This window comes from Frigoribacterium sp. MEB024 (assembly GCF_000878135.1).
Classification (GTDB): domain Bacteria; phylum Actinomycetota; class Actinomycetes; order Actinomycetales; family Microbacteriaceae; genus Frigoribacterium.
Genome location: NZ_JXQZ01000014.1, coordinates 46,861 through 69,406, shown reverse-complemented (window position 1 = coordinate 69,406; position 22,546 = coordinate 46,861). Strand labels below are relative to the sequence as shown.

General features: G+C 71.1%; 18 protein-coding genes. 9 read left to right on the top strand and 9 right to left on the bottom strand.

Features of this window, described 5'->3' with window-relative positions:
- Positions 1 to 28 precede the first annotated feature (28 nt).
- Positions 29 to 721, top strand: a complete 693-nt coding sequence (locus SZ60_RS03545) for a YceI family protein (protein ID WP_043593719.1) — start codon at positions 29 to 31, stop codon at positions 719 to 721.
- Between the two features lie 37 nt (positions 722 to 758).
- On the opposite strand, the gene SZ60_RS03540 is transcribed toward SZ60_RS03545, so the two are convergent.
- The gene (locus SZ60_RS03540; protein WP_043593718.1) at positions 759 to 1,592 is read right to left on the bottom strand and encodes an ADP/ATP-dependent (S)-NAD(P)H-hydrate dehydratase; all 834 of its coding nucleotides are present in this window, start codon (positions 1,590 to 1,592) and stop codon (positions 759 to 761) included.
- 53 nt (positions 1,593 to 1,645) lie between these two features.
- Between SZ60_RS03540 and SZ60_RS03535 the strand changes: the two genes are divergently transcribed.
- Complete coding sequence (locus SZ60_RS03535; protein WP_043593717.1) at positions 1,646 to 2,281, top strand: HAD family phosphatase; 636 nt, start codon at positions 1,646 to 1,648, stop codon at positions 2,279 to 2,281.
- The gene (locus tag SZ60_RS03530) at positions 2,278 to 3,435 is read left to right on the top strand and encodes an NADH:flavin oxidoreductase/NADH oxidase (protein WP_082059836.1); all 1,158 of its coding nucleotides are present in this window, start codon (positions 2,278 to 2,280) and stop codon (positions 3,433 to 3,435) included. Before SZ60_RS03535 ends, SZ60_RS03530 begins: the two co-directional genes overlap by 4 nt.
- A gap of 96 nt (positions 3,436 to 3,531) precedes the next feature.
- Here the strand turns inward: SZ60_RS03530 and SZ60_RS03525 are convergent, their stop codons facing one another.
- The 3 genes from SZ60_RS03525 to SZ60_RS03515 all read right to left on the bottom strand — a co-directional run bounded on the left by SZ60_RS03525 (position 3,532) and on the right by SZ60_RS03515 (position 7,635).
- Positions 3,532 to 4,572 (bottom strand): hemolysin family protein, encoded by a 1,041-nt coding sequence (locus SZ60_RS03525; protein ID WP_043593716.1) that lies wholly within the window; start codon positions 4,570 to 4,572, stop codon positions 3,532 to 3,534.
- Positions 4,569 to 6,041, bottom strand: a complete 1,473-nt coding sequence (locus tag SZ60_RS03520) for a hemolysin family protein (RefSeq protein ID WP_082059835.1) — start codon at positions 6,039 to 6,041, stop codon at positions 4,569 to 4,571. Before SZ60_RS03520 ends, SZ60_RS03525 begins: the two co-directional genes overlap by 4 nt.
- Before the next feature lie 157 nt (positions 6,042 to 6,198).
- On the bottom strand, positions 6,199 to 7,635 hold the full coding sequence (locus SZ60_RS03515; RefSeq protein ID WP_043593715.1) for a GuaB1 family IMP dehydrogenase-related protein: 1,437 nt from the start codon (positions 7,633 to 7,635) through the stop codon (positions 6,199 to 6,201).
- A 122-nt stretch (positions 7,636 to 7,757) separates the two neighbouring features.
- Between SZ60_RS03515 and SZ60_RS03510 the strand changes: the two genes are divergently transcribed.
- Complete coding sequence (locus tag SZ60_RS03510; RefSeq protein WP_082059834.1) at positions 7,758 to 11,531, top strand: multifunctional oxoglutarate decarboxylase/oxoglutarate dehydrogenase thiamine pyrophosphate-binding subunit/dihydrolipoyllysine-residue succinyltransferase subunit; 3,774 nt, start codon at positions 7,758 to 7,760, stop codon at positions 11,529 to 11,531.
- Positions 11,532 to 12,161: 630 nt separating this feature from the next.
- On the opposite strand, the gene SZ60_RS03505 is transcribed toward SZ60_RS03510, so the two are convergent.
- Genes SZ60_RS03505 through SZ60_RS03495 form a run of 3 tightly spaced genes read right to left on the bottom strand, consistent with a single transcriptional unit; the run spans position 12,162 to position 13,594 of the window.
- Entirely contained in the window at positions 12,162 to 12,602 is a 441-nt protein-coding gene (locus SZ60_RS03505; protein WP_043593712.1) for a GNAT family N-acetyltransferase, read from the bottom strand.
- Between the two features lie 60 nt (positions 12,603 to 12,662).
- On the bottom strand, positions 12,663 to 12,908 hold the full coding sequence (locus tag SZ60_RS03500; protein WP_043593711.1) for a zf-HC2 domain-containing protein: 246 nt from the start codon (positions 12,906 to 12,908) through the stop codon (positions 12,663 to 12,665).
- Entirely contained in the window at positions 12,905 to 13,594 is a 690-nt protein-coding gene (locus tag SZ60_RS03495) for a sigma-70 family RNA polymerase sigma factor (protein WP_043593709.1), read from the bottom strand. The genes SZ60_RS03500 and SZ60_RS03495 overlap by 4 nt, the downstream gene beginning before the upstream one ends.
- Before the next feature lie 96 nt (positions 13,595 to 13,690).
- Here SZ60_RS03495 and aroA point away from each other — a divergent pair, with 96 nt between their 5' ends.
- The 4 genes from aroA to SZ60_RS17070 all read left to right on the top strand — a co-directional run bounded on the left by aroA (position 13,691) and on the right by SZ60_RS17070 (position 17,745).
- Complete coding sequence (aroA, locus tag SZ60_RS03490; protein WP_043593707.1) at positions 13,691 to 15,106, top strand: 3-phosphoshikimate 1-carboxyvinyltransferase; 1,416 nt, start codon at positions 13,691 to 13,693, stop codon at positions 15,104 to 15,106.
- Positions 15,107 to 15,179: 73 nt separating this feature from the next.
- Entirely contained in the window at positions 15,180 to 16,310 is a 1,131-nt protein-coding gene (gene rsgA, locus SZ60_RS03485) for a ribosome small subunit-dependent GTPase A (RefSeq protein WP_043593706.1), read from the top strand.
- 236 nt (positions 16,311 to 16,546) lie between these two features.
- Positions 16,547 to 17,308: an inositol monophosphatase family protein gene (locus SZ60_RS03480; RefSeq protein WP_043593775.1), complete on the top strand. Its 762-nt coding sequence runs from the start codon at positions 16,547 to 16,549 to the stop codon at positions 17,306 to 17,308.
- A 296-nt stretch (positions 17,309 to 17,604) separates the two neighbouring features.
- Positions 17,605 to 17,745 (top strand): hypothetical protein, encoded by a 141-nt coding sequence (locus SZ60_RS17070; protein WP_156155470.1) that lies wholly within the window; start codon positions 17,605 to 17,607, stop codon positions 17,743 to 17,745.
- A 124-nt stretch (positions 17,746 to 17,869) separates the two neighbouring features.
- On the opposite strand, the gene SZ60_RS03475 is transcribed toward SZ60_RS17070, so the two are convergent.
- Both SZ60_RS03475 and fdhA read right to left on the bottom strand, forming a co-directional pair.
- Complete coding sequence (locus tag SZ60_RS03475) at positions 17,870 to 19,411, bottom strand: MFS transporter (RefSeq protein WP_043593704.1); 1,542 nt, start codon at positions 19,409 to 19,411, stop codon at positions 17,870 to 17,872.
- 144 nt (positions 19,412 to 19,555) lie between these two features.
- Positions 19,556 to 20,776 (bottom strand): formaldehyde dehydrogenase, glutathione-independent, encoded by a 1,221-nt coding sequence (gene fdhA, locus SZ60_RS03470; protein ID WP_043593702.1) that lies wholly within the window; start codon positions 20,774 to 20,776, stop codon positions 19,556 to 19,558.
- 329 nt (positions 20,777 to 21,105) lie between these two features.
- On the opposite strand from fdhA, the gene SZ60_RS03465 reads away from it, so the two are divergent.
- Positions 21,106 to 22,545, top strand: coding sequence for a polysaccharide biosynthesis tyrosine autokinase (locus SZ60_RS03465; RefSeq protein WP_082059832.1), 1,440 nt, complete (start codon positions 21,106 to 21,108; stop codon positions 22,543 to 22,545).
- Position 22,546: the final 1 nt, after the last annotated feature.

Genomic DNA, 22,546 nt, shown 5'->3' with positions numbered 1-22,546 from the left:
GCCGACCCCTCCGAAGGACGAAGACACCATGAAGAAGAAGACCAAGATCGGGCTGGGCATCGCCGCAGCCGTCGTCGTCGTCCTGGGGGCCACCGCGGCCTTCGCCGGGCCGGCCTTCTACCGCGACGTGATCGTCGGTGAACCCGACGCCGCACCCACCGCCTCGCTCACCCCCGGCTCGAGCACGCTCGACCCCAGCCAACTCACGGGCGACTGGAGCATCGGCGACGGCAGCACGGCCGGCTACCGCGTCGACGAGGTGCTGAACGGCACCGACGTCACCGTCGTCGGCAAGACCGACCAGGTCTCCGGCACCATCACCGTCGACGGCACGACCATCTCGGCCGCGACCATCGACGTCGACGTCGCCTCGATCGCGACCGACAGCAGCAACCGCGACGACTACTTCAAGGGCACCGCCATGCAGGTGAACCAGTACCCCACGGCCACCTTCACGCTGACCCAGCCGATCGAGGCGGCCGTCCCGTCCGACGGCGAGGTGGCCAAGGTCGAGGCGACCGGCGAGCTGACCATGCACGGCGTCACGAAGACCGTCACCGTACCCCTGCAGGCGGCGCTCTCGGGCGACGGCGTGCAGGTGAGCGGATCGATCCCGGTGACCTTCTCGGACTACGGCGTCGACGCGCCGAGCCTCGGCTTCGTCAAGGTCGAGGACCAGGGCACGGTCGAGTTCCTCGTGGCGGCGACCCCCGCCTCCTGACCCTCGGGCGCTCGCGTCGGGCCCGCCACGGCCGGGCTCAGCCCCGGCGCAGCAGGTCCGCGATCGTGGCGGGCAGGGCGTCGACCAGGCCGAGCACGGTGAACGGTCCCCCGGCACCCGCCCGGGACGCCGCGAGGCCGTGGACGACCGCAGCCGTCGCGGCCAACCGGGCCAGCGCCTCCTCGTCCCCGGCGATCTCGTCGGCGTGGGTCGCGACCAGGGCCCCGAGGACTCCTCCGAGCGCGTCACCCGCACCGGCGGTCGCGAGCCATGACGGGGCGCTGGCGGCGACCAGCCGCGTGCCGCCCGGCGACGCGACGTACGTGCGGTGGCCCTTCACGAGCACCGTGCAACCCCACTCCCCCGCCGTGCGTTCGGCGGCGCCCGCCGGGTCGGCCGCGACGTCGTCCACCTCGCGTCCCGACGCCTTCGCCAGCTCGCGGAAGTGCGGTGTCAGCACGACGGGCCCGGTCGCGTGCTCGCGCAGCGACAGCGCCCCGGCGTCGAGGACGAGCGGCACCCCCGAGGAGGCGGCGGTCGCGAACCCGTCGCGCGTCTCGTCGTCGAGGTGGTCCGGGTCGACCCCCGAGCCGAGCAACCACGCCTGCACGCGACCCGGGCTCGTGACGGCCTCGGGTCGACGGTGCAGCACGAAGTCGGACGCGCGGGCGGGGCCGAGGTAACGCAGCATGCCGACCCCGGTGTGCAGCGCGGCCTCGACCCCGAGCACGGCGGCGCCTGGGTACGAGCTCGAGCCGGTCACGACGCCGAGCACGCCGCGGCTGTACTTGTCGTCGTCGACCGCGGGGACGGCAATCTGGTCGGCGGCGTCGGAAGAGGTCCAGTCGGTGAAGCGGGTGTCGGAGGTCACGCCCCGACGGTAGTCGGCCCCGACCGACCCGTGCCCGCCGATACGGTGGGCCGATGAGCATCTCACTCCCCGGCCGCACCGTCGTCTTCGACTACGGCGAGGTGATCGCGCGGTTCCCCGACGACGCGTCGCGCCGCCGCATCGAAGACCTCGCGGGCGTCGACCCGGACGTGCTCTGGCCCAGCTACGGTCGCCACCGCCATGCCCTGGACCGCGGCACGCTCAGCGCCGGAGCGTACTGGCGGGCGATCGAGGCCGACACCGGCGCCGCCTGGACCCGCACCCGCGTGCACGAGCTCTGGGCGGCCGACTTCCCGTCGTGGTTCGTCCCCGAGCCCGGCACACTCGACGTCATCGCCGACCTGGCCGACGGCGGCACGCGCCTGGCGATCCTCTCGAACGCCGGTCTCGACTTCGCGTCGCCGTTCCGGCACTCGCCCCTCGGCGAGCTGTTCGAGCACGTCTTCGTCAGCGCCGAACTCGACGACCTCAAGCCGTCGGCCACCATCTTCGAGCACGTCCTGGCCGAACTCGGAACAACGGCCGCCGCCACGGTGTTCATCGACAACAGGTCCGACAACGTCGAGGCCGCCCAGGCGCTCGGCATCACCGGGCACCTCTACACCGGGCCCGAGCCGCTCCGACGCTTCGTCGACGAGCTCGCGGCCCTCCCCACCGAAAGGCGATGACCCCCCTCGTGACCCAGACGGACGCAGTCCCCACGACCACCCCCGACGCCACCGCGGCGCCCACCGGCGCGAGCGTCGGCCTCTTCGACCCGATCACCCTGCGCGGCCAGGCCTTCCGCAACCGCCTCTGGGTCGCCCCCATGTGCCAGTACTCGGCAGAGCTCGAGGACGGCGTCCCCACCGACTGGCACCTCGTGCACCTGGGCTCGCTCGCCCGAGGAGGCGCGGGTGCGGTCATCGCCGAGGCCACGTCCGTCACGCCCGAGGGCCGCATCTCGCCGCAAGACCTCGGGCTCTGGAACGACGCGCAGGTCGAGGCGTTCCGCCCGATCACGGCGTTCATCCGCTCGCAGGGCTCCGTGCCCGGCGTGCAGCTCGCCCACGCGGGCCGCAAGGCCTCGACCTTCCGCCCGTGGAGCGAGACGCAGGGCACCGTCCCCGCCGAACAGGGCGGCTGGACCACCGTCGCCCCCTCCGCCGTCGCCTTCGAGGGCTACGACGAGCCCGTCGCGCTGACCACCGAGGCGGTGGGCGACCTCGTCGAGGCGTTCCGCGTCGCCGCGCGCCGCTCGGTCGACGCCGGCTTCGAGCTGATCGAGCTGCACGCCGCCCACGGCTACCTGCTGCACCAGTTCCTCTCGCCGCTGAGCAACGAGCGCGACGACCGGTACGGCGGCTCGCTCGAGAACCGTGCGCGGTTCCTGCTCGAGGTCGTCGCGGCCGTCCGAGCCGAGGTCGGCGACGAGTACCCGCTGCTCGTCCGCTTCTCGGCGACCGACTGGGCCGACGGCGGCTGGAACGAGGACGACACCGCCACCGTCGCCGCCTGGGCGCACGACGCCGGCGCCGACCTCTTCGACATCTCGACCGGCGGCCTCGTCGCCGGCGTGAGCATCCCGGTCGGCCTCGGCTACCAGGTGCGCTTCGCCGAGCACGTCCGCACCCAGGGCCGCGTCGAGACCGGCGCCGTCGGGCTCATCGTCGGCGCCGAGCAGGCGAACGAGGTCGTGGCCAGCGGTCGCGCCGACGTCGTGCTCATGGCTCGCGAGTTCCTGCGCGACCCGCACTTCCCGCTGCGCGCCGCGGCGGAACTCGGGGTCGAGCTCGACTACGTGCCGTCGCAGTACGAGCGAGCCCCGTTCCGCGTGCGCTGAGCCGCCCGGGGCCGCGACGGCCCCGCACGACGCGACCCGCGCCTCCTCACCCTCTCGGGTCAGGAGGCGCGGGTCGCGTCGTCTGCGGAGGCTCGCTCAGCGACGCCGGGTCGCGTCCTGCACCTCGCCGATGAGCTCTTCGAGGATGTCTTCCAGGAAGAGCACGCCGCGCGTGGCGCCGGTCTCGTCGAAGGACCGCGCGACGTGGACGCCGCTGCGGCGCATGGTCGCCAGGGCGTCCTCGAGCTCGGTGCCCTGGAAGATCGAGATCAGCTGCCGGATGCGCTTCGGCGGCACCGGGTCGGCGAACTCGTCCTCGTCGAGGTCGATGACGTCCTTGAGGTGCAGGTACCCCGTGGGGTCACCGCCGTCGTCGACCAGCACGTACCGCGAGAAGCCGCGCTGGGCGACGGCGCGCTCGACGTCGTGCGGCGTCGCGTCCTCGGGCAGGGTCACGAGTTCGTCCATCGGGACGGCCGTCTGCGCGACGGTCTTCTCGGTGAACTCGAACGCCGCACGCACGGTGCCGGTGGCGTCGGTGATCATGCCCTCGCGCTGCGACTGGGCCACGATCGTCGCGACCTCGTCGACCGTGTAGGCGCTCGTCGCCTCGTCCTTCGGCTCGACCTTGAAGGCCCGCAGCACGGCGTTCGCCGAGTGGTTGAGGGCCAGCACGACCACGTGCAGCACGCGGGCGATGGCGACGAGCGGCGGGGCCAGCAGCAGCGCGGCACGGTCCGGCAGCGAGAACGAGATGTTCTTCGGCACCATCTCGCCGAACACGACGTGCAGGAACGACACGAGCACCAGCGTGATGACGAAACCGACGACGCTGACCAGCTCGGGGCTGAGCCCGGTCCAGCCGAGCGGCCCCTCGAGCAGGTGGTGGATCGACGGCTCGGACACGTTGAGGATCAGCAGCGAGCAGATCGTGATGCCGAGCTGCGTCGTCGCGAGCATCATCGTCGCGTGCTCCATGGCCCAGAGCGTGGTCTTGGCGGCCCGGCTGCCGGCCTCGGCCTTGGGCTCGATCTGCGACCGGCGGGCCGAGATCACGGCGAACTCGGCCGCCACGAAGAACGCGTTGCCGGCCAGCAGCACCACGAGCCAGACGATGCCCCACCAGTCGCTGCTCATCGGGTCACCTCTTTCGTGCGGACCGCGCGGCGGTCGTCCTCGACGCCAGTGCGCACCTTCTCGGGCCGCGCCTCCTCGGGCGGTGCCTTCGGGTCACGGCGACCGGACCGGTCGCGGTCGTCCCGCCCGCGGCCGTCGCGTCGGCCCGGCTCGGTCGTCGTGACCTCGGGCACGTCGTCGGGCGTGGGCGTGAAGCGGATGCGGTCGATGCGTCGGCCGTCGAGCCGTTCGACCCGGAACGCGCCGTCGTCGGTCTCGACGACGTCGCCGACCTTGGGCAGGCGGCCGAGCTCGCTCATCAGCCAGCCGCCGACGGTCTCGTAGGGGCCGTCCTCCGGCACCTTGACCGAGGCGCGCTCGAGCAGTTCGTCGGGCCGCAGCAGGCCGGGGAAGGTCAGCCAGTTGCGCGAGCGGACGACGTCGACCCGGCTGCGGTCGTGCTCGTCGCTGACCTCGCCGACCAGCTCTTCGATCAGGTCTTCGAGGGTGACGACACCGGCGGTCCCGCCGTACTCGTCGACGACGACGGCCATCTGGTAGCCGCGACCGCGCACCTCGCCCAGCAGGTTGTCGAGGGTCATCGTCTCGGGCACGCGGACGGCGTCGGTCAGCAGCGCGGAGACGGGCACGTCGGCACGCTTCTCGCGCGGCACCGAGACGGCCTGCTTGACGTGGACGAGGCCCACGACGTCGTCGATGCCGTCGTCCGTCACCGGGAATCGCGAGTAGCCGGTGCGTCGAGCCAACTCGAGGACGGTCTCGGCCGAGTCGCCGCGCGCGACGGTCGACAGGCGGGGCCGCGGGGTCATGACGTCGGAGGCGGTGTGGTCGCTGAACACGAGCGTGCGGGCGAGCAGGGTCGCCGTGTCGCGGTCGAGGCTGCCCTCGGTCGCCGAGCGGCGCACGAGCGACGACAGCTCTTCGGCCGTCCGGGCACCCGACAGCTCTTCTTTCGGTTCGATGCCCATGGCCCGCAGCACGGCGTTGGCCGTGTTGTTGAGCAGGGCGACCGCGGGCTTGAACACCGTGGTGAACAGCACCTGGAACGGGATGACCAGCTTCGCCGTCTTGAGCGGGAGGGCCAGGGCGAAGTTCTTGGGCACGAGCTCGCCGATGATCATCGACAGCAGGGTCGCGACGACGATCGAGACGATCGGGGCACCGACCGCGACGACCCCCTCGGGCACGCCGACCGCGGTGAGCGGCGGCGACAGGAGGCGCGAGATCGCGGGCTCCATCGTGTAGCCGGTCAGCAGGGTCGTCAGCGTGATGCCGAGCTGGGCACTCGACAGGTGGGTCGACGTGATGCGCAGCGCCCCGATGGTCGGGGCGAGCCCCTTCTCACCTCGGGACTGACGGGCCTCGAGGTCGGACCGGTCGAGGTTGACCAGCGAGAACTCGCTGGCCACGAAGAGGCCGGTGCCGACGGTGAGCAGCAGGCCGAACGCGAGCAGTATCCACTCGTTCACCGGGCGGAGTCACCCCGCTCGGCGGCCGAAGGGCCCGTGGTCAGGAGGCACGGCGCGAGATGGTGGGAGGGTGCGGTCGTCTGAGACGGAGGGTCATCCATAGACGGGCGATCTTACGGCACCGGGACGGTTCCCGTCGCGCGATCTCGGCCCCGTCTCACCAGCTGACGGGGAGCGCCTTGCCCTCTTCGTACCCGGCCGCCGACTGGACGCCGACGAGCGCACGCTCGGCGAACTCGGGGACCGACGTCGCCCCGGCGTAGGTGAACGAGCTGCGGACGCCCGACGTGATCATGTCGAGGAGGTCCTCGACGCCGGGACGCAGCGGGTCGAGGTAGATCTTCGACGACGAGATGCCCTCGGCGAAGAGCGTCTTGCGGGCCAGCTCGTACGGGTCGAGGCGCTCGAAGCGACCGCGCACGGCCTTGGTCGACGCCATGCCCCAGCTCTCTTTGTAGAGGCCTCGCTCGTCGCTCGCGAGCTCGCCCGGAGCCTCGATGGTGCCGGCGAACCACGAGCCGATCATCACCGATGACGCGCCCGCCGCGAGGGCGAGCGCCACGTCGCGCGGGTAGCGCACGCCGCCGTCGGCCCAGACGTGCGCCCCGAGGGCACGGGCGGTCGCCGCCGTCTCGAGCACGGCCGAGAACTGGGGACGACCGACGGCGGTCATCATGCGCGTGGTGCACATGGCACCCGGCCCGACGCCCACCTTGACGATGGACGCGCCCGCGGCGACGAGGTGCCTCACGGCCTCTTCGGTGACGACGTTGCCCGCGACGATCGGCAGGCCCAGGTCGAGGGCGGACACCGCCTGGACGGCCCGGATCATGCCGTCCTGGTCGCCGTGCGCCGTGTCGATCACGAGGACGTCGACGCCTGCCGCGGCGAGGGCCTTCGCCTTGCCCGCGACGTCGCCGTTGATGCCGACCGCCGCGGCGACGCGGAGCCGGCCGTCGGCGTCGACGGCGGGCTGGTAGATCGTCGACCGCAGCGCGCTCTTGCGGCTCACCGTGCCGACGACCCGACCGTGCCGCAGCACGGGGGCGAAGTGGATGTCGGCCGCCACCATGCGGTCGAACGCGTCGCGCGGGCTGTCGACGTCGTCCGCGTCGAGGGAGGTCAGGGCGCCGTGCAGCAGGTCGCCGAGCACCGCGTCCCGCGGGGCCGTGGCCAGACGGGAGGTGGCGATGCAGCCGAGGTAGGCCCCCGTGCCGTCGTGCAGGACGATGCCGTGGCCCTCGACGGCCGGGACGACCGACAGCGCCTGCTCGACGGTCTGCCCCGCGTCGAGCGAGTAGGGCGTGTCGTAGTCGACGGGCTGGGCCTTGACCCAGCGGATGGCGGCGTCGAGGTCTTGCAGGTGCATGTCCTGCGGCAGCACGCCGAGCCCGCCGCGACGGGCCAGGGTCGCCGCCAGGCGAGGGCCCGTGACCGAGTTCATGTTGGCCGACACGATCGGGATCGTGGCCCCCGTGCCGTCGCCCGGGGCGAGGGACACGTCGAGCCTGCTGGTGATCGACGACCGGCTCGGGACGAGGAACACGTCGGAGTAGGTCAGATCGTGCGTGGGGGTCGTCTCGTAGAACCGCATGGGTCCACGGTAATCCCTGTGAGTCGTCCCGCCGAGGACCGGCCGTTTGCGCTTAAGCTGGCAGAGGTGGGCGTCGCAGCCCACGCACTGATCAACAATCAACGGAGAGTGGGCGATCGGCTGTGTCAAGCCACGTGACCGGTACAACTGACGACGGCGCTGCAGCCGAGTTCGGGGCCAACGAGTGGCTCGTCGACGAGCTCTACGAGCAGTGGGTGGTCGACAAGAACTCGGTCGACGAGTCGTGGTGGCCGATCCTCGAGGCCTACACGCCGCCCGAGAGCGGGTCCGCGCCCACGTCGCCCGCCGCACCGTCCGTCGAGACCGCGCCCGCGCCTCCTGCGTCCTCCGGTGCCGCTCCGGCGGCCGGGGCCCCGGCACCCGCCGCTGCTGCCGCCGCCGGTCAGAAGGCCGCCGCGCGCACCACCTCGGTCGAGCCGGCGGCGAAGCCGATCCCGGCCCAGGTGCCCGACAAGGCCAAGGCGAAGCCCACGACCCCCGGCGAGCAGCCCACGCCCGAGGCCGAGAACGTCGTCTCGCCCCTGCGCGGCATGGCCAAGTCGCTCGCCACGAACATGGACGCCAGCCTCACCGTGCCCACCGCGACGAGCGTCCGCACGATCCCGGCGAAGCTGATGATCGACAACCGCATCGTCATCAACAACCACCTCAAGCGTGCCCGCGGCGGCAAGGTGTCGTTCACCCACCTCATCGGTTGGGCCCTGGTGCAGGCCCTGAAAGAGTTCCCCAGCCAGAACGTCTACTACGACGAGGTCGACGGCAAGCCGTCGGTCGTCACGCCGGCGCACGTCAACCTCGGCCTCGCGATCGACATCCCGAAGCCCGACGGTACCCGTGCCCTGCTCGTGCCCGGCATCAAGAAGGCCGAAGAGATGCACTTCGGCGAGTTCCTGACCGCCTACGAGGACATCGTCAAGCGGGCCCGCGACAACAAACTCGCGGCCGCCGACTTCCAGGGCAACACGATCTCGCTGACCAACCCCGGTGGCATCGGCACCGTGCACAGCGTGCCCCGTCTGATGAAGGGCGCGGGGGCCATCATCGGCGCCGGTGCGCTCGACTACCCGGCCGAGTTCCAGGGCTCGGCCTCGAAGACCCTGGTCGAGTTGGGCATCGGCAAGACCATCACGCTGACCAGCACCTACGACCACCGGGTCATCCAGGGGGCGGGCTCGGGAGAGTTCCTCAAGAAGGTGCACGAGCTGCTGATCGGGCAGCGCGGCTTCTACGAGGACATCTTCGCGGCGCTGCGCATCCCGTACGAGCCGATCCACTGGAACGCCGACATCAACGTCAACCTGGCCGAGCGCGTCAGCAAGACGGCCCGCGTGCAAGAGCTGATCAACAGCTACCGCGTGCGCGGCCACCTGATGGCCGACATCGACCCGCTCGAGTACCGCCAGCGGACGCACCCCGACCTCGCGATCGAGAGCCACGGGCTCACCTTCTGGGACCTCGACCGCGAATTCGTCACCGGCGGCCTGGGCGGCCGCACCCATGCCCTGCTGCGCGACATCCTCGGCATCCTGCGCGACTCGTACTGCCGCACCATCGGCGTCGAGTACATGCACATCCAGGACCCGGCACAGCGCAAGTGGATCCAGGACCACCTCGAGGTGCCCTACACGAAGCCCTCGCACGACGAGCAGATGCGCATCCTCGCGAAGCTCAACGAGGCCGAGGCCTTCGAGACCTTCCTGCAGACGAAGTACGTCGGCCAGAAGCGCTTCAGCCTCGAGGGCGGCGAGTCCACGATCTCGCTGCTCGACACGGTCATGCAGCACGCCGCCCGCGAAGGCCTCGACGAGGTCGCGATCGGCATGGCCCACCGCGGGCGCCTGAACGTGCTGACGAACATCGCCGGCAAGACCTACGGTCAGATCTTCCGCGAGTTCGAGGGCACGCAAGACCCCAAGACGGTCCAGGGCTCGGGCGACGTCAAGTACCACCTCGGCACCGAGGGCGAGTTCACGAGCGCCGTCGGCGAGACCATCCCGGTGTACCTGGCCGCGAACCCGTCGCACCTCGAGGCCGGTGACGGCGTGCTCGAGGGCATCGTGCGCGCCAAGCAAGACCGCGGGACGACCGGCGCCTTCAGCACGCTGCCCATCCTGATCCACGGCGACGCGGCCATGGCCGGTCAGGGCGTCGTGGTCGAGACGCTGCAGATGTCGCAGCTGCGCGGTTACCGCGTCGGCGGCACCATCCACATCGTCATCAACAACCAGGTGGGCTTCACGACGCCGCCGTCCGAGTCGCGCACCTCGGTGTACTCCACCGACGTCGCCAAGACGATCCAGGCGCCGATCTTCCACGTGAACGGCGACGACCCCGAGGCCGTGGCCCGCGTCGCCGAGCTCGCGTTCTCGTACCGTCAGCAGTTCAAGCGCGACATCGTCATCGACCTCGTCTGCTACCGCCGACGCGGCCACAACGAGGGCGACGACCCCTCGATGACCCAGCCGCTGATGTACAACCTCATCGAGCAGAAGCGCTCGGTGCGCACCCTCTACACCGAGGCCCTCGTCGGTCGAGGCGACATCACGCAAGACGAGTACGACGGCGCCCACCGCGACTTCCAGGAGCGCCTCGAGCGCGCCTTCGCCGAGACGCACGCCGCCCAGACCGGGTCGATCCCGGTCGTCACGAGCGACGACGGCGACGTCGCCGACCTGGAGCGTCCCGTCGCCCAGCAGGACGACGCCCGGGGCGAGCCCGAGACCACGGGGGTCTCGCTCGAGCTCGTGCACGACATCGGGGACGCGCACGACAACCCGCCGGCCGGGTTCTCGGTGCACCCGAAGCTGCAGCAACTGCTGAAGAAGCGCGTCGACATGAGCCGCAACGGCGGCATCGACTGGGCCTTCGCCGAGTTGCTCGCCTTCGGCTCGTTGCTGACCGAGGGCACGCCCGTGCGCCTCGCCGGTCAGGACAGCCGTCGCGGCACCTTCGTGCAACGGCACTCGGTGCTGCACGACCGTGAGAACGGCCAGGAGTGGCTGCCGCTGCAGAACATCGCCGACAACCAGGCGAAGCTCTGGATCTACGACTCGCTGCTCAGCGAGTACGCGGCCATGGCCTTCGAGTACGGCTACTCGGTCGAACGGGCCGACGCACTCGTGTTGTGGGAAGCCCAGTTCGGCGACTTCAGCAACGGCGCCCAGACCGTCATCGACGAGTTCATCTCGTCGGCCGAGCAGAAATGGGGACAACGTTCGAGCGTCGTGCTCCTGTTGCCGCACGGCTACGAGGGTCAGGGCCCCGACCACTCGTCCGCCCGCATCGAACGCTTCCTGCAGCTCTGTGCCGAGGACAACATGACGATCGCCCGGCCGTCGACGCCCGCGTCGTACTTCCACCTGCTGCGCCGTCAGGCCTACGCCCGCCCGCGTCGTCCGCTCGTGGTCTTCACGCCGAAGGCCATGCTGCGGCTGCGCGGGGCGACCAGCGGGGTCGACGCCTTCACCTCGGGTCGCTTCGAGCCGGTGCTCGACTGCACGCGGGTGTCCGAACCCGAGTCGACGAAGCGCGTCGTCCTGCACAGCGGCAAGATCCACTACGACCTCTCGTCCGAGCTCGACAAGCGGGGCGTCCAGAACGACGTCGCGCTGGTCCGCCTCGAGCAGCTCTACCCGCTGCCGCTCGACGAGATCCGCCGCGTGCTCGACCGCTACCCATCCGCCGAGCTGGTCTGGGCGCAAGAAGAGCCCGAGAACCAGGGCGCGTGGCCGTTCGTCGTGCTCGAGCTGCAGAAGCACCTCGACCGACAGATCCGCGTCGCGTCGCGTCCCGCGTCGGCTTCGCCGGCCGCCGGGTCGAACAAGGCGAGCGCCGCGCAGCAGGCGACCCTGATCGCCGAGGCGCTCGACCTCTAGACGGTCGCCTGCCCGCTCGACCGTGGCCGTGCCTCCTGCCGGGGGCGCGGCCACGGTCGTCTCGCGTGTCCGATCGTTCCGCCTCGTCCCTCGTCCCTCGTCTCCGTCGCCGACGTCACACGTCGCACGTCGCACGTCGCCGACGTCGCACGTCGCCCGTCGCACGTCGGCAACTCAGGACTCCTGTCGCCTCGCCGCGCGCCAGCCGCCTGATTCGCGACCGTTCTCCTGAGTTGCCGACACCGGCCCGCCCACACCTCACGCTGTCGGCTCCCACGCCCGTGGTCGAGCAGAACCCGGACCCCGCCGCTCCGGCCCCGGCCCGCCGTCGGCAACTCAGGACTCCTGTGCGCTCAACACCGCTCAGACCGCTCAGACCGCTGCGCGACACCGGCCAGGAATTGCCGACCGCGACACCCGACACACCATCCAGAACGCGCGACAGGCGACAGGCGACGCGCGACCTGCGACATCAGCGGCCACGGGGGTCCGTCCTCGGCGACTGAGGAGTACGTGCCCCTCTTGGCGTCTTCGCGGGTTCAGCGCACCGTGAGTCCTGAGTTGCCGACCGCCGGCGGCAGGTTCAGCCGACGATGACGCCGCCGTCTCGGCGGCGGGAAGCCGCGGCGGTCAGACGAGCTTCGAGTAGCGGACGCCGGCCTCGTGGTAACCACGCTTGCGGTAGAAGCGGTTGGCCGAGTCGGTCGCGGCAGCCGAGACCGCGTTCAGCACGCGCGCCTGGTGCCCCCGGGCCCACGACTCGAAGTGGCCGAGCAGGTACGACCCCACGCCGTCGCGGCGCGCCTCGGCCGACACCACGAGCAGCAGCAGCTCAGCCGTCGGCGCATCGTCGTTGTAGGCCCACACGACGTGACCGCCTGCCACGGCCGTGATGCGCCCGTCGTCGCCCCGCACGACCCAGGTCTCGTGCCCCGCGTCGGCAGTCAGCCGTGCCAGCCGCCGCGAGAGGACGTCCGCGTCGAGCGCGTAGCCGAGCAGGCCGATCAACGACACGAGGTCGTCGAGGTCGCTGGTGGTCGGGATGCCGAGGGGCTGCACCGTTGCGGTCATGCCTCGACGCTAGCGCAGCCGTTCGTCATGTGACGACCGGCTCGGCACGGAGCGCGACGACTAGCGGTGCGCCGACTGCAGCTCGCGCAACCGTGCCAGGACGGTCGCCCGCAGGTCTTCGGGTGCCGTCTCGCGGCAGGCGCGCTGGACGGCCTCGGTCAGCACGACGCCGACCTTGTGCTCGCCCGAGCAGTCGCCGCAGTTCGCCATGTGCTCGCGGATGTCGGCCGCGTCCTCGCGGCACAACTCGTTGTGCAGGTAGTCCTCGAGTTCGGCCTTGGCCTTGGTGCAACCGCAATCGGTCATTTCTTTGCGCCCTTCGACGGGCCGACGGGGACGGCGATGCCACGATCGCGCGCGTAGTCGGCGAGGAGTTCACGGAGCAGGCGACGGCCGCGGTGCAGGCGGCTCATCACGGTGCCCACGGGGGTCTTCATGATGTCGGCGATCTCTTGGTACGAGAAGCCTTCGACGTCCGCGAAGTACACGGCCATGCGGAAGTCTTCGGGGACCTTCTGCAGGGCGTCCTTCACGGCGCTGTCGGGGAGGTGGTCGATCGCCTCGGCCTCGGCCGAGCGGGTCGAGCCGGAGGCGCGGGTCGCCGACTCGGCGCCGCCCATCTGCCAGTCTTCCAACTCGTCGATCGTGCCCTGGTACGGGTCGCGCTGCTTCTTGCGATACGTGTTGATGAACGTGTTGGTCTGGATGCGGTAGAGCCAGGCCTTCAGGTTGGTGCCCTGCTGGAACTGCGCGAACGCCGCGTACGCCTTGACGAAGGTCTCTTGGACGAGGTCGCTGGCGTCGGCGGGGTTGCGCGTCATGCGCATGCCCGCGGCGTAGAGCTGGTCCATGAACGGAAGCGCCTGCTCTTCGAACAGGGCGCGCTTCACGGCGTCGGCGTCGACGGCCTCGAGGGCGGCGTCGACGTCGGCCTCGGTCGGTTCGACGGCGGCATCGGTCGGTGTGGGCTCGTGGCCCTCGGGGGTGCTCATCAGGGCCGATTCTAGTTCGGCGACGGTGATTTCCCTCGGTGCGAGTGCGACAGGCACAGGTCCTCCAGGTTCTTGCTGCATTACTGTGGTGAACCGATGCAGGTGTACAGGTATTCCGGGCCCGAGTTCTCTCCCTACGGCGACGGAAAGGTTCCCGAGGTCGACGAGGGGCGCTGGGTGGCGCCCACCGCCTCCGGGCCGTTGCGCGCCTCCTCGTCCCTGCCCGGGTCGAAGTCGCTGACGAACCGCGAACTGGTGCTCTCGGCGCTGGCGTCGTCGCCCTCGACGCTGCGCCTGCCGCTGCACTCGCGCGACACGGCGCTGATGATCGAGGCGCTGAAGGCGCTGGGCACGACGGTCACCGAGTTACCCAACGACTCCCCCTTCGGGCCCGACCTGGTCGTCACGCCGGGCGACCTGCAGGGCGGGGCGACGATCGACTGCGGCCTGGCCGGCACGGTCATGAGGTTCCTGCCCCCGGTCGCGGCGCTCGCCCTCGGCCCGGTGACGTTCGACGGCGACGCCAGCGCCCGCAAGCGACCCATGCGCACGACGATCGAGGCGCTCCGTGCCCTCGGCGTCGAGGTGAACGACGACGGCCGCGGCGCCCTGCCGTTCAGCCTCTACGGCACCGGCGAGGTCGAGGGCGGCGACGTCGAGATCGACGCGTCGGCCTCGAGCCAGTTCGTCTCGGGCCTGCTGCTCTCGGCCGCCCGCTTCGAGCGCGGCCTCACCCTGACCCACACCGGCGAACGCCTGCCGAGCCTGCCGCACATCGAGATGACCGTCGACGCCCTCGCTCAGCGCGGGGTCGAGGTCGCCTCGCCCGCCGTCGGCACCTGGATCGTGCCGCCGACTCCGATCGAGGGACGCGAGGTCGTCATCGAACCCGACCTGTCGAACGCGGCACCGTTCCTCGTGGCCGCCCTGGTCGCGGGCGGCACCGTCTCCATCGCGCACTGGCCCGCCGACACGACCCAGGTCGGGGCCGACCTGATCGACCTGCTGCCGCTCTGGGGCGCGACCGTCACGCTCGACGGCGACACCCTGACCGTCGATGGCGGCGTGGGCCTCGTCGGCGGCGGCTCGTTGCCCGGAGTCGACGTCGACCTGTCCCGCGGCGGCGAGCTCGCCCCCGCACTCGTCGCCCTCGCCGCCCTGGCGTCGGGCCCCAGCACGATCACCGGCATCGGCCACCTGCGCGGTCACGAGACCGATCGCCTCGCGGCCCTGGCGGCCGAGATCAACGCCCTCGGAGGCGCGGTGACCGAACTCGAGGACGGCCTGCGCATCGAGCCGTCCCCGCTGCACGCGGGCCAGTGGCGCACCTACGAGGACCACCGCATGGCGACCGCCGCGGCGATCATCGGCCTGGCGGTCGAGGGCGTCGAGCTCGACGACGTCCGCGTCGTCGCCAAGACGCTGCCGCAGTTCGTCGAGCTGTGGGACGACATGCTCGGCCGCACCGTCCGACAGAGCCCCGCCGACATCGACCTGCTCGGGTTCCTCTAGGCGCCGGGCCGACGACGATGAGCGGGGCACGGCACGGAACGAGCGAGGCACGGTCGACGATGAGCGAGGCACGATGAGCTGGTGGAACGACGGCGACGACGCCGACGACGAGCGCGACTACGGCGAGTACGACGAGAGCTCGGTGCGGGTGCGCCCGAACCCCAAGGGCAACAAGCCCCGCACCAAGCAGCGACCGGCCTACGCCAACGCCGAAGAGGGGGTCGTCTGGACCGTCGACCGTGGCCGCTACGGCGTGCTGATGGACGCCGGCACGCCCGACGAACGCGAGATCACGACGGCCCGGGCCCGCGAACTCGGCAAGAAGAGCGTCGTGACCGGCGACCGCGTCGGCGTCGTCGGCGACACGAGCGGCTCCGAGGGGTCGCTCGCGCGGATCGTCAAGGTGCAGGAGCGCACGACCCTGCTGCGGCGCAGTGCCGACGACAGCGACGCCGTCGAGCGCGTCATCGTCGCCAACGCCGACCAGATGCTCATCGTCGTGGCCGCCGCCGACCCCGAGCCCCGGCCCCGCCTGGTCGACCGCTACATGGTGGCGGCGTTCGACGCCGGGGTCGAGCCGATCCTCTGCATCACCAAGACCGACCTCGCCGACCCGGCGCCGTTCGCGGCGCACTTCTCGTGCTTCGACCTGCGCATCGTGACGACGACGTCGACCTCGTTCGATGAGGTCGCTCCGGGCGGGCAGGTCTCCCCCGCGCTCGACGAGCTGCGCGGCATCCTCGACGGGCACGTGACGGTCACGGTCGGCCACTCGGGCGTCGGCAAGTCCACCCTCGTCAACGCCCTGACCGGGTCGCGGCGCGAGGTCGGCGTGGTCAACGCCGTCACCGGACGAGGGCGGCACACGTCGTCGTCGACGGTGTCGTTCAAGGTGCCGACCGGCGGTTGGATCGTCGACACCCCGGGCGTCCGCTCGTTCGGGCTCGGGCACGTCGACCCCGAGAACATCCTCAAGTCGTTCGCGGCGCACGCGATCCCGGCCGAGGGCGAGCCGGTCGACGGCATCCCGCTGGCCGAGGCCCACGACTGGGAGATCGTCGACCGCATCGAGGCCGGCGAGCTCGGCGACGTCGGTCGCGAACGGCTCGAGTCGCTGCAGTCGCTGCTCGCGTCCAAGGGCGGCGTGAGCGCGCGTGACCTCGCGGCAGCCGCCGACGACGCGCGCAGCGACGAGCTCGGCTAGCGCACCGCCGCGACCTGTGAAGCGGGCGAGTCCGTGCTCGACGGGCGGCCGCGCAGGCCCGCCGTCGACGAACACGCCCGCTTCGGCGACGCCAGCCCAGGAGGCGCGGGTCGGTCAGGCGGGCAGCGCGCGGACGAGCAGGGCGGGCTGGGTACGCTGACGAGGTGACCGATGCTGCCGAGCCGACCCGCGCCTCCTCGTCCGACCGATCGACCGGGACGCCGTGGGCGGACGACCTGGCGCTCGCGCTCGAGCTGGCCGACCTGGCCGACGCGATCAGCACTGAGCGGTACCGGTCGGCCGACCTGCACGTGTCGCTCAAGCCCGACCGGTCGCACGTGACCGACGCCGACCAGGCCGTCGAGCGGGCGATCCGCGAGCGGGTCGCCGCCGCCCGCCCCGACGACACCTTCTACGGCGAGGAGTACGGCCACGACGCTCCCTCGCACCGCCAGTGGGTGGTCGACCCGATCGACGGCACGGCGAACTTCCTGCGCGGGGTGCCGGTCTGGGCGGCGTTGATCTCGCTCGTCGTCGACGGGGTGCCCGTGGTGGGCGTGGTCAGCGCTCCGGCGCTCGACCGGCGCTGGTGGGCGACGCAAGGTGGTGGCGCCTTCTCGACCGAGCACGATGGGCCGCTGCGGGTGTCGGGCGTGCGCGACCTGGCCGACGCGTCGCTGAGCTTCAACGGGCTCGAGTACTGGATCGACGCCGGGCGCCTGCCGCAGCTGCTCGAGCTGACGGGCCGGGTCTGGCGGACGCGCGCGTACGGCGACTTCTGGTCGTACATGCTCGTCGCCGAGGGCGCGCTCGACATCGCGGGCGAGTTCGACCTGCAGCCCTACGACATGGCCGCCGTGGCCGTCGTCGTCGAGGAGGCCGGCGGTCGCTTCACGAGCGCCGACGGCCAGCCGGGCCCCTGGCACGGCACCGCGATCGCGACGAACGGACTGCTGCACGAGAGCGTCCTCGAGGTCGTGGCCGCGCCTCCTGCTTGACCGCTGTGGGGCCCACGCCACCACGAAGTACACGAGCCGCCACGTTTTTACGTGGCGGCTCGTTTTTCGTGGCGGGATGACGGCGGTCGAGGTTCATCCCTGCGACGGAGGGCGACTCAGCCCTGCGCTCATGTTCACGCAACGTCCGGACGGCTTGACTGGTCGCACGACGTCGCCGGCTCCAGCAGGAGCACCGAGCATCTCGGGCAGGGACGTCAGGGGCTCCGCCGCCCGTCTCCCTGTGACGGGCGGCCGGGCCCCGTCAACCGCCTCATCAGCCGACCGAAAGGCCCACCATGTTCGTCACGCCCGCCGTCTCCGTCTCCGCCACCACCAGCACCGCCGCCGGTTCGGTCGACCCCGCGTCGATCGCCCTGCCGGGCACGCGCCAGGTCGACGTCACGAGCTACGTCGTCGAGGCCTTCGCCCGCCTCTGACCTGCGGGGCGCGCCACCCGGCGCGTCTCGCTGAGGAGGCGCGTCTCAGCGAGGAGGCGCGCCTCGCCGAGGAGGCGCGTCTCAGCGAGGAGGCGCGGGTCACCCCGACGACGCGGGTCACCGACTACGCAGCAGCAGCCTCAGCCCCGTCGCCCACGCGCCCCTTCTTGCGGGCACGGAGGTCCATCAGCCCGAGCACGAGCGCCACGGACACCAGGGCGATCGTGACGAAGAAGCCGTTGCGGTAGGCCTCGTGGTAGATGTCGAGGTCGGCGCCCTCGGCTCCCCCGGCCCCGGCGATGACCGAGTAGAACGTCGAGACTGCGGCCGCCGTGCCGATGGCCGTGCCGGCGCGCTGGCCGACCTGCCCCATCGAGCCGGCGACGCCGCCCATCTCGACGGGCACCTCGGCCAGCGTCAGCGTCTGGTTCGGCGAGATGACGAAGCCACCACCCGTGCCGGCGATGAGCATGCCGATGCCCATGGCGTAGGGCGTGATGTCGCGCGGGGTGAGCACGGCAGCGAGCAGCAGGGCGACGAAGCCCACCGCGACGAGGATGAGCCCGAGCACGACCAGGCTGCGACCGAAGCGGTCGACGAGGCGTCCGCCGTAGAACGCGGCGACGGCGCTGGTCAGGGCGAACGGGATGGTGACCATGCCGGCGTAGACGGGTTCGAGGCCGAGCCCCTGCTGCAGGTACAGCGTCGTCAGCAGGAAGGTCGCGGGCAGCGCGCAGAAGTAGACCGTGGCGATCAGGGTGCCGTTGCGGTACGACGCGAGCGAGAACAGGCTGAAGTGCACGACCGGCGACTTGCCGCGGGCCTTGTAGCGCTGCTCCCACCAGACGAAAGCGGCGCCGAACCCGACGAAGCCGATCAAGAAGAGCCAGCGCAGCGGGTCGTCCCCCTGGCCGGTCGTCAGCACGAACGGCAGCATGAGGGTGAAGATCGTCAGGCCGAGCAGCACGATGCCGAACAGGTCGAGTTCGTTGTGGCCGTTCGAGGCCGTGCGGGTCTTCGGCAGCAGCTTGAGGGCGAAGAAGATGGCGATCAGGCCGAGCGGGATGTTCATCCAGAACAGCAGGCGCCAGCCGTCCTCGGGGCCGCCGATCGCGATGAGCAGGCCGCCGAGGGTCGGGCCGAACGCGGTGCTGACGCCGATGATGGCGCCGAAGAAGCCGAAGGCGCGGCCGCGCTCCTTGCCCTGGAAGAGCTGCTGGATGAGTCCGAGCACCTGCGGCATCTGGATGCCGGCGGCGACGCCCTGCAGGATGCGTGCGGCGACGAGCAACTCGATGGTCGGGGCGAGGGCGCAGAGCAGGCTGGCGACGGTGAACGAGGTCAGGCCGATGACGAACATCATGCGGCGCGATTTGAGGTCGCCGAGGCGGCCGGACGGCACGAGCGACAGACCGAAGGCGAGGGCGTAGCCGGCGACGATCAGCTGCAGGGCGGTGGGCCCGGCGCCGAGCGACGCCTCGATGCTGGGCAGTCCGACGTTGACCTTCGACAGGTCGAGGATCGTCAGGGCGGCGACGCCGACGCACACGGCGAACGCGCGCCATTTCTGGCGTTCCTCGTCGGAGCGGGCGGCGCGGCCGTGGCCGGAGGCGGGGCGGGCGGCGTCGGCGCCTCCCGGGGCAGGGGTGTCGGATGTCTTCGTCATGGGATCGTTCCGTCATACACCGTGCACGGCATGCAACGACGCGAGTGGCTGCGGAACGGGGCGGCCCGGGTGGGCCGACCCGCGCCTCCCGGGCTCTGTCGGTCGTGGGGACCGAGAGCCGAGGAGGCGCGGGGGCGACGGGCGCTAGGCCGCCTTGATCAGGTCGTTCGGGTTGAGGACGTACTTCGTGGCGGCGCCCTTGTCGAACTCGGCGTAGCCGCGCGGGGCGTCCGCGAGGCTGATCGCCTGGGCGTGGACGTTCTTCGCGATGCTCGTGCGGTCGTGGAGGATCGCCATCATCAGCTGTCGGTTGTACTTCATCACCGGGCACTGGCCCGTGGTGAACGACAGCGACTTGGCCCAGCCGGTGCCGAGGCTGAGCGACAGCGAGCCCTTCTGGGCGGCCTCGTCGACTCCGCCCGGGTCGCCGGTGACGTAGAGCCCCGGGATGCCGAGGGCGCCACCCGCCGCGGTGATGTCCATCAGCGAGTTCAGCACCGTGGCGGGCGCCTCGTCACCCGACCCGCCGCCGTGCCCCTTGGCCTCGAAGCCGACCGCGTCGATGCCGCAGTCGACGAGGGGCTCCCCCAGGATCTGGTCGATCTGGTCGGCCGGGTCGCCCTTGGTCAGGTCGACGGTCTCGCAGCCGAAGCTGCGGGCCTGCGCGAGGCGGTCGGCGTTCATGTCGCCGACGATGACGACGCTGGCACCGAGCAGCAGGGCTCCGGTGGCGGCGGCGAGGCCGACGGGGCCGGCTCCGGCGACGTAGACGGTCGAGCCGACCTCGACGCCCGCGGTGACGGCGCCGTGGAAGCCGGTCGGGAAGATGTCGGAGAGCATCGCCAGGTCGAGGATCTTCTCCATGGCCTGGTCGGCGTCGGGGAACTTCAGGAGGTTCCAGTCGGCGTAGGGCACGAGCACGTACTCGGCCTGACCGCCGACCCAGCCGCCCATGTCGACGTAGCCGTAGGCGCTGCCGGGACGGTCGGGGTTGACGTTGAGGCAGATGCCGGTCTTGCGTTCCTTGCAGTTGCGGCAGCGGCCGCAGGCGATGTTGAACGGCACCGAGACGATGTCGCCGACCTTGATGAACTCGACGTCGGGGCCGACCTCGACGACCTCGCCGGTGATCTCGTGGCCGAGGACGAGGTTCGTCGGGGCGGTGGTGCGGCCGCGGACCATGTGCTGGTCGGAACCGCAGATGTTGGTGGCGACCGTGCGCAGGATCGCGCCGTGGTTGACCTTGCGCCCGACGTTGGCCGGGTTGACGCCGGGGCCGTCCTTCAGCTCGAAGGTCGGGTAGTCGACGTCGATGACCTCGACCTGGCCGGGGCCCTTGTAGGCGACCGCGTGATTCGTTGCCATGGTGATCCTCCTTGATCACGTGCGAGCACGGGACGTGCCCGTCGTCGGCAGGCTATTGCGCGGGTCGGGCGGTGCGCCCGAATCACAGCGAGCGTTCAGGCGGACGTTCAGCGACGGGTGTCGCGGTACGGCCCTGTGCACCCCCGTTCGGGGGCCACTTCGCCGGATCGGACAACATATGTACCCCTTCCGGGCGTCCCGTGTGTGAGTATTGGTCACGGCGCAGAGTCGCGGGGAGCCATCAGGGTGCCGGGAGGCATGGTCCGTGCTACGACTGCCGGGGTTCCTGCAACGGTGCCCGAACCCGATCAGGACAGGACCTCAGCCACGTGGAACTCCGTGACTACATCCGCATTCTCCGTAAGGGCTGGATCTTCATCGCCGCTCTGACGCTCGTCGGCCTCGCTGCGGGAGCGCTCAGCTCGATCCTGGCGACGCCGACCTACGTGTCGTCGACCCGGTTGTTCGTCTCGGTCCAGGCGCAGGACTCGTCGACCACGGTCGACGCCGTGCAGGGCAGCAGCGCAGCCCAACAGAAGGTCAGGTCGTACGTCGACGTCGTGACGAGCGACGCGGTGCTCGACCCGGTGATCGACCAGCTCAGCCTGGACACCACGGCGGCCGGCCTCGCCTCGATGATCACTGCCGAATCACCCCTCAACACCGTGCTGATCAACATCACGGTGACCGACACCGACGCCCAACGCGCCGCCGACATCGCCAACGCGGTGGGTACCTCCCTCACCGACGTCGTCGTCAACGAGCTCGAGACGCCGACCGGTGGAGGCGCGAGCCTGGTCAAGATCGCCACGATCGTCCCCGGGTCGGTCGCCTCGACACCCGCGACCCCCCGCACCGCCCTCAACCTCGGTCTGGGCCTCCTGATCGGGTTGGCCCTCGGCGTCGGTGCAGCGGTGCTGCGCAGCACCCTCGACACCCGCATCCACGGCTCGCACGACGTCGAACTCGTGACCGACGCGCCCATCGTCGGCGGCATCAGCTTCGACCCCGGGGCGAAGAAGCACCCGTTGATCGTGCACGTCGATCCGCGCAACCCGCGGTCCGAGTCGTTCCGCACCCTGCGGACCAACCTGCAGTTCGTCAACGTCGAGTCGCAGAGCCGCTGCTTCGTCGTCACCTCGTCGCTGCCCGGTGAGGGCAAGACGACCACGACGGCCAACCTCGCGGTGGCCCTCGCCGAGACCGGGGCCACGGTGGCCGTGGTCGACGGCGACCTGCGGCTGCCCCGCCTGGCCGACACGTTGGGCCTCGAGGGCGTCGTCGGGCTGACCGACGTGTTGATCGGCCGCGCGGACCTGCAGGACGTCCTGCAGCCTTGGGGCCGCGGCACGATGTACGTGCTGCCGGCCGGTCGCGTTCCCCCGAACCCGAGCGAGCTGCTCGGCTCGAAGGCCATGTCGGCGCTCATCGAATCGCTGACGACGTCGTTCGACTACGTGCTCATCGACGCACCTCCCCTGCTGCCGGTGACCGACGCGGCCATCCTCAGCAAGCTGACCGGCGGTGCGATAGTCGTGTCGGCCGCGGGCCGTACGACTCGCAACGAGCTGCAGTCCGCGTTGCGCAACCTCGAGCACATCGGCAGCAAGGTGCACGGCATCGTGCTGACCATGCTGCCCACGAAGGGGCCCGACGCCTACGGTTACGGCAACTACGGGGCGTACTACGGCATGGAGCAGGACACCCCCGAGGCCGGCGTCGGCGACCTGCCGGCCGCTCCGAAGACGAGTTCACGCACGGCGAAGTAGG

Bases quoted from the DNA above. Each gene is read 5' to 3' on its own strand.
- SZ60_RS03545 (WP_043593719.1), top strand. From the start codon at position 29: ATGAAGAAGAAGACCAAGATCGGGCTGGGCATCGCCGCAGCCGTCGTC.
- SZ60_RS03535 (WP_043593717.1), top strand. From the start codon at position 1,646: ATGAGCATCTCACTCCCCGGCCGCACCGTCGTCTTCGACTACGGCGAG.
- SZ60_RS03530 (WP_082059836.1), top strand. From the start codon at position 2,278: ATGACCCCCCTCGTGACCCAGACGGACGCAGTCCCCACGACCACCCCC.
- SZ60_RS03525 (WP_043593716.1), bottom strand. From the start codon at position 4,572: ATGAGCAGCGACTGGTGGGGCATCGTCTGGCTCGTGGTGCTGCTGGCC.
- SZ60_RS03515 (WP_043593715.1), bottom strand. From the start codon at position 7,635: ATGCGGTTCTACGAGACGACCCCCACGCACGATCTGACCTACTCCGAC.
- SZ60_RS03505 (WP_043593712.1), bottom strand. From the start codon at position 12,602: ATGACCGCAACGGTGCAGCCCCTCGGCATCCCGACCACCAGCGACCTC.
- SZ60_RS03500 (WP_043593711.1), bottom strand. From the start codon at position 12,908: ATGACCGATTGCGGTTGCACCAAGGCCAAGGCCGAACTCGAGGACTAC.
- SZ60_RS03495 (WP_043593709.1), bottom strand. From the start codon at position 13,594: ATGAGCACCCCCGAGGGCCACGAGCCCACACCGACCGATGCCGCCGTC.
- aroA (WP_043593707.1), top strand. From the start codon at position 13,691: ATGCAGGTGTACAGGTATTCCGGGCCCGAGTTCTCTCCCTACGGCGAC.
- rsgA (WP_043593706.1), top strand. From the start codon at position 15,180: ATGAGCTGGTGGAACGACGGCGACGACGCCGACGACGAGCGCGACTAC.
- SZ60_RS17070 (WP_156155470.1), top strand. From the start codon at position 17,605: ATGTTCGTCACGCCCGCCGTCTCCGTCTCCGCCACCACCAGCACCGCC.
- SZ60_RS03475 (WP_043593704.1), bottom strand. From the start codon at position 19,411: ATGACGAAGACATCCGACACCCCTGCCCCGGGAGGCGCCGACGCCGCC.
- fdhA (WP_043593702.1), bottom strand. From the start codon at position 20,776: ATGGCAACGAATCACGCGGTCGCCTACAAGGGCCCCGGCCAGGTCGAG.